This is a genomic window from Flavonifractor sp. DFI.6.63 (genome assembly GCF_024462255.1).
In the GTDB taxonomy this organism is placed as follows: Bacteria; Bacillota; Clostridia; order Oscillospirales; family Oscillospiraceae; genus Lawsonibacter_A; species Lawsonibacter_A hominis.
Genome location: NZ_JANGBE010000062.1, coordinates 1 through 4,211 on the forward strand (window position 1 = coordinate 1; position 4,211 = coordinate 4,211).

6 protein-coding genes are annotated in these 4,211 nt (G+C 56.8%); 5 read left to right on the forward strand and 1 reads right to left on the reverse strand.

Annotation, left to right across the window (positions count from 1 at the left end; genetic code table 11):
- Nucleotides 1-292 precede the first annotated feature (292 nt).
- Entirely contained in the window at nucleotides 293-766 is a 474-nt protein-coding gene (locus tag NE547_RS17775; RefSeq protein ID WP_256176603.1) for a YjdF family protein, read from the forward strand.
- Nucleotides 767-859: 93 nt separating this feature from the next.
- On the opposite strand, the gene NE547_RS17780 is transcribed toward NE547_RS17775, so the two are convergent.
- Nucleotides 860-1,744: an IS1595 family transposase gene (locus tag NE547_RS17780; RefSeq protein WP_256176604.1), complete on the reverse strand. Its 885-nt coding sequence runs from the start codon at nucleotides 1,742-1,744 to the stop codon at nucleotides 860-862.
- Between the two features lie 140 nt (nucleotides 1,745-1,884).
- Here NE547_RS17780 and NE547_RS17785 point away from each other — a divergent pair, with 140 nt between their 5' ends.
- The 4 genes from NE547_RS17785 to trxA all read left to right on the forward strand — a co-directional run bounded on the left by NE547_RS17785 (nucleotide 1,885) and on the right by trxA (nucleotide 4,085).
- On the forward strand, nucleotides 1,885-2,307 hold the full coding sequence (locus tag NE547_RS17785) for a GNAT family N-acetyltransferase (RefSeq protein ID WP_256176606.1): 423 nt from the start codon (nucleotides 1,885-1,887) through the stop codon (nucleotides 2,305-2,307).
- A gap of 175 nt (nucleotides 2,308-2,482) precedes the next feature.
- A complete protein-coding gene (locus NE547_RS17790; protein ID WP_186907675.1) occupies nucleotides 2,483-2,776 on the forward strand; it encodes a helix-turn-helix transcriptional regulator in 294 nt (97 codons plus the stop codon).
- Nucleotides 2,773-3,621 carry an NAD(P)/FAD-dependent oxidoreductase gene (locus NE547_RS17795; RefSeq protein ID WP_256176605.1) on the forward strand — a complete coding sequence of 283 codons (849 nt, stop codon included), beginning with the start codon at nucleotides 2,773-2,775 and terminating at the stop codon, nucleotides 3,619-3,621. The genes NE547_RS17790 and NE547_RS17795 overlap by 4 nt, the downstream gene beginning before the upstream one ends.
- A 149-nt stretch (nucleotides 3,622-3,770) precedes the next feature.
- Nucleotides 3,771-4,085: a thioredoxin gene (gene trxA / locus NE547_RS17800; RefSeq protein ID WP_186907676.1), complete on the forward strand. Its 315-nt coding sequence runs from the start codon at nucleotides 3,771-3,773 to the stop codon at nucleotides 4,083-4,085.
- The last annotated feature ends 126 nt before the right edge of the window (nucleotides 4,086-4,211 follow it).

Consider the following 4,211-nt stretch of genomic DNA (forward strand, 5'->3'; position numbering starts at 1 on the left):
GCCCTCCGGCGCTGCCGGAGGGCATCCCTGCTGTCCGACCCGCCCGCGCCTCACCGCGCGGGCGGGTCGCGTGTGTATTTTAGGGCTGTTTTGAAAAGTCAACCGGGGCAGTCTCAGCGGCGCTGCAGCCCCTTGACAGGGGCGATAAAATAGAGACGGCGGAACGAAAAACACGGCCCGGTTGGTAGTCCGGGCGCGGCCTGCAGCGTCTGTCCCGCGCGGCAGGCCGTCAGTAACCTGCCTCCTTGGTTGTCCGCGTTCCGTATGCAGTTATTTTAAGGAGGAGCGGACAATGGAACACGGATGCGCAAGGCTGACCGTCTATTTTGAGGGGCCCTTTTGGGTGGGCGTTCTGGAGCGGGAGGAGGCCGGATGGCTGGAGGCCTGTAAGGTCACGTTTGGAGCTGAACCGAAGGACCGGCAGGTATATGAATGGCTGCTGCGGGAGTGGCGCGGCCTGACCTTCAGTCCCGGAATTCCGACTCAGGACCGGCAGCGCGCCCGCAGCAGCCCGAAACGGCGGCAGAGAGCGGAGGCAGACGAGCTGAGCCGTACCGGCGTGGGGACCAAGGCCCAGCAGGCGCTGCAGCTGCAGCGGGAACAGAGCAAGCTCCAGCGGCAGGAGCGATGCAGAGAAAGGGACGCGGCGGAACAGGAGCGGAAGTTCCGGCTTCGCCGGGAAAAACGCAGGGAGAAACGCCGGGGGCAGTTTTTTAGGTCTTTGTCCCGGCTGAATGATTTTGGCATGGACACTAATTTTGTGTAATGCTATAATTGAGTAAATTTGAATTGAGGTGTACTTATGCTTTATTATAAAATTCTGGAATTAAACCAAATAGAAGATTTTTGGAAATTATGGTTATCCCCTTGAGTAAGCCAACGAGGAATTAGAAACAGCAATGACCAAACGGTCAAGCAAATGGGCCCCAAAGTTACGCCGGCTAAACCGGAAGCAATACTCATTGAGATAATCGCCCAGATACTTCTGCGGCAGCCCGTGGTAGGTACCCAGAATAAAAGCCTTGGCGTTGCCGATCATGATGTGCAGCCAGCGGAGCATCCCGCTGTCAGGAGCATAGGCTTTGGGTCGGTGGTCATACCCCGCCAGAGCTGGACTATAGCTGCGGTAGCCATCACTGAGAATGGTGCTGCCCTTTTCGATGCTGGTCTGGGCAAACCGTTTCACAGAGGCTTGCTTAATATTGTCCGTAGGCTTCATCTTGAGATACTGGGGATAGCCCTTGTCAGTCAAAGACAGCGCCACGAAAACCTTTGCTTTTTCAGTTCCCCGGCCGCGCTTCTTGCCCTTGGTCGGGCCACCGAAGAAGGCGTCGTCAAACTCAACCGTCCCACCGAGGATATGGGTATCGTCCCGCTGTCCCATGGCCCTTCTGAGCCGAGCCAAGAGATACCATGCCGCCTTGTAAGTGACGCCGATGACCTGGCTGAGCCGGACGGCGGAGATCCCGCGCTTGTCCTGGGACATGAAATACATGGCCAGGAACCATTTCGTCAGAGGAAGATGGCTGCGGTGCATGACCGTGCCGACGGTAACGGAAGTCTGGTGGCGGCAGGTGCCGCACTGGATCATCCCGTTAGAGAGTCGATAATGCTTATTGCCACCGCACTTCGGACACTGAAAGCCGTTCGGCCACCGCTTCTGTTCCAAGTAATCCCGGCACTGCTCTTCTGTGGCAAATCTCTTCTGAAGCTCGTACAACGACAATCCCTTTTGCCTCGGCATGACTCTTTTCCCCGCTTTCCCGTCATCATGCCTTCATTTTATCAGCTCAACTGTCCTATTTTCAGGTCTTGGCCCTGGCTGACTAAAAGGGATAACCATTTTGGAAATTATTAAACACTTTGGACGCTGAAACAGATTATATGATGTATGAACCAAATGAGAGAATCCAGACCACAAATGTTCAAGAATTAAAAAATGATATTGTAAATAATGTGATTTGCGGAAGTGATTTTTTACAAGTGGCAATGGAAAATCAAAAAATGGTTGGCTATATTCGGGCAGAACGGGGAAAGTTTAATCGGATTCTTCATACAGCATATATTGTAGTAGGCATTTTAAAAGATTATAGAGGTAAAGGAATCGGTACATCTTTTTTTGAAATGCTGAATTGTTGGGCAAAGAAAAATGGAATTAAGAGACTGGAACTTACTGTTGAATGTTGCAATGAAACAGCAAGATACTTGTATGAAAAAAGTGGTTTTAAGATTGAGGGAACAAGGGAGAAATCCATGTTCGTCAATGGCTCCTTTGTTGATGAATTTTATATGGCAAAAATTTTGTGAAAAAGAAACGCCGGACGCAGAGGTGAACCGCCCCAGATTGTGCTGTCCGCACAATCTGGGGCGGTTCATTGAGCCCCCGGCGTTTCCCGCCTGCAAAAAAAATAAAAAATTGGGGTTGACAAATTAGAATATTAGAATATAATAATATTAGAAAAAACAAATGTAGGTGATCAGGATGGACGATAGGACCGACCGGTACGCTGGGAACGCGGAGCTGCTCAAGGCGCTGGCTCACCCGCTGCGTCTGCGGCTGGTCCGGGGGCTGCTGGAGTGCGGGTGCCGCAACGTAGGCTGTATGGAGGCCAATACCGGCCAGTCTCAGTCCTGCATTTCCCAGCACCTGGCGCGGCTGAAGGCTGCCGGCGTGGTAAAGGCCGCCCGGGCGGGCAACGAGGTCTATTATGAGCTGGCAGACCCGCGGGCGGCGGCCGTGATCGCCGCCCTGTTTGAGGAGGATGAGGCATTGTGATCTATGACCTCGCAGTGGTAGGCGGCGGCCCTGCGGGCCTGTCCGCCGCCGTGCAGGCCCGGGTGCGGGGCAAGTCGGTGCTGATCGTCAGCGGCGACGTGCGGGACAACGCCCTGTACAAGGCCCAGCGGGTGGACAATTATCTGGGCCTGCCGGAGACCGGCGGAGGAGCGCTGCTGGAGCGCTTCCGGCGGCATGCGCAGGCGCTGGGCGCGCAGTGGAAAAGCGGGCGGGTGCTGAATATCCTGCCTTCCGGCGGTACATTCTACTTAGGAATCGGCAGCGACATGACCCAGGCGCGGGCGCTGGTGCTGGCCACCGGCGTGGTGCGCACCCGGAAGTACCCGGGTGAGGAGGCCCATCTGGGCCGGGGCGTCAGCTACTGCGCTACCTGTGACGGCATGCTCTACCGGGGCAGGGCGGTGGCGGTAGTCGGGAAGTCTGCCGACGCGCCGGAGGAGGCCAACTATCTCCAGAGCATCGGCTGCCGGGTCACCTATGTCTCGGACCGGGTGCCGGAGGGCCTGGAAGCGGCGATCCCCTTTGTCAAGGCTGCAAAGTTGGAGATTACGGGGGAGGCGGGGGTGGAAGCCCTGCGGGCCGACGGCAGGATGCTGCCCTGTGCGGGCGTGTTCATTCTGCGGCCCGCCATGGCGCTGGCCGACCTGCTGCCCGATCTGGCGCTGAAGGACGGCTATATCGCGGTGGACCGAAACATGGCGACCAATCTGCCCGGCGTATTTGCGGCCGGCGACTGCACCGGGCTGCCGCTTCAGGTGTCCAAAGCCGTGGGGGAGGGTCAGGTGGCCGGTCACCGGGCGGCGGAATATCTGGATCAGCTGTGATCCGCGTTTCAAAGCAGGGCGTGTGCGCTGCAGCCGGCGTATCTCTCGCCGGCTCCCGGCGGAATATCGGCCGGGAGCTGTTTTCACAAAAACGGGCGCACTGCGTGCGATCCGGAATTGATTTTATGAATAGAAAGGAAGATTTCAGTATGGCGACGATTCATCTGACGAAAGACGGTTTTGACAAAGCGATTTCCAGCGGAACGGCAATGGTGGATTTCTGGGCCTCCTGGTGCGGCCCCTGCAAGATGCTCTCCCCGGTCATCGAGGACCTGGCGGGCAGATACGAGGGGCGGGCCCTGGTGGGCAAGGTCAACGTAGACGACGAACCGGAGCTGGCCGCCCGCTTCGGCGTTATGAGCATCCCCACCGTCCTCTTTTTCAAGGACGGCAAGGAGATCGACCGCAAGGTGGGCGTAATGCCCGCCGACAGCTATACCGCGGTGCTGGACGCTAATCTGTAAGAGTCAAAACCTCCGGCAAAGCCGGAGGCTTGAGTAAGCCCTAGAAGGGCATGATACGGACGAAGCCCCTTAAGGGGCCCCGAAAGGTTTGCCGACCGCATTTCTTTCACGGGCTGCCCCTTAAGG

What these genes read in the sequence shown, in the direction of transcription:
- NE547_RS17775 (WP_256176603.1), top strand. Translation starts at nt 293, where the DNA reads ATGGAACACGGATGCGCAAGGCTGACCGTCTATTTTGAGGGGCCCTTT.
- NE547_RS17780 (WP_256176604.1), bottom strand. Translation starts at nt 1,744, where the DNA reads ATGCCGAGGCAAAAGGGATTGTCGTTGTACGAGCTTCAGAAGAGATTT.
- NE547_RS17785 (WP_256176606.1), top strand. Translation starts at nt 1,885, where the DNA reads ATGATGTATGAACCAAATGAGAGAATCCAGACCACAAATGTTCAAGAA.
- NE547_RS17790 (WP_186907675.1), top strand. Translation starts at nt 2,483, where the DNA reads ATGGACGATAGGACCGACCGGTACGCTGGGAACGCGGAGCTGCTCAAG.
- trxA (WP_186907676.1), top strand. Translation starts at nt 3,771, where the DNA reads ATGGCGACGATTCATCTGACGAAAGACGGTTTTGACAAAGCGATTTCC.